This window comes from Halorubrum sp. CBA1125 (assembly GCF_009742825.1).
In the GTDB taxonomy this organism is placed as follows: Archaea; Halobacteriota; Halobacteria; order Halobacteriales; family Haloferacaceae; genus Halorubrum.
Map to the genome: position 1 here is coordinate 1 of NZ_WPCE01000377.1, position 1,057 is coordinate 1,057.

The 1,057-nt window shown below is 78.7% G+C and carries 1 protein-coding gene and 1 pseudogene; both read right to left on the reverse strand.

Annotated elements, in window-relative coordinates; all coding sequences use genetic code 11:
• On the reverse strand, nt 1-403 hold a 403-nt coding region (locus GJ633_RS17450), incomplete at its 3' end, for an adenosylcobinamide-GDP ribazoletransferase (protein WP_321169142.1).
• A pseudogene (locus tag GJ633_RS17455) lies at nt 400-1,057 on the reverse strand (cobalamin biosynthesis protein); the annotation flags it as partial. The pseudogene GJ633_RS17455 and the gene GJ633_RS17450, both read right to left, overlap by 4 nt.

Genomic DNA, 1,057 nt, shown 5'->3' on the forward strand with positions numbered 1-1,057 from the left:
GCCCGGTCGACACCGCCGCCTCCGCGAGCGCGAACGCGGCCGTCGCGAGCCCGAGCACCACCGCGACGAGCGCGACGGTCCCTCCCACGCCGAGCGCAGAGTCTTTCAGCACCGCCCGCCGTGCCGCCGCGTCGCCGTGGACGACCGCCGCGTCGCCGAGGTCGGCCACCCCGTCGAGGTGGGTGATCCCCGTCGCGGCGTAGACGGCGACCGGGAACGCCAGCGCGACCGTCGGCGCCGGCGCGGGGAGCAGGAACGGGAGGGCGACGAGCGCCCCGACGAGGTACCCGACGACCGGGAACGTCGCCGGCGACTGGACGAACGCCTCCCAGGTCGCCTCGTCGCGGCCGACCGGGAGGCGGGTGAGGAAGCCGAGCGCCCCGCGCAGCGCGGTCGGGCTCACGCGCCCACCTCCGCGATCGCGAGGTCGCGGGCGGCCGCCATCGGCGTGATCGTCACGGACGGCGGCGCGCCCTCGACGATCGCGAGCGCCGTGCCGACCGCGAGCAGCCACCCGGCGACGGCGACTACCGCGACGCCGCCGGCGACGCCGACGAGCCGGACCGCCGCCTCGGCGTCCGCGACGTCCGGCGGGTCGGCGTCCGGGTTGAGCGCGTAGTGACCGGGCTTCGCCAGCCCGACGTCGAGCGCGACCGCGGCGGTCGCCATCGGCCACCCGGAGTTCCGGCGACCCGGGCTCGTGGGCCCACGCGCGGGCCCGCCGGAGGCTCGCCGGAGAGCGGGCGGCGACGGCGAGGCAGGCGGCGCTCGCGCGGGCCGGGAGGTACATGACGGCGTCGTCGAGCCGGGCGCTCGCCTCGCCGACGGGCTTCGACCGGTACCCGAGCATCGAGTCGAGCGTGTTCACGGCCTTCACCCAGACCGCGACCGCGACGCCGAGCGCGAGCGCCGCCGCGCCGGGGCGACCGGCGCCGAGCGCCAGCCCGACCGTCGCCCCGAGCGCGAACCCGAGAAGCGGCGCGGTGAACCCGTCCGCGAGGTTCTCGGCCGCGCTCTCGACGGCCGCGCTCCGGAGGTCGGCCGGCGAGAGGTCCGC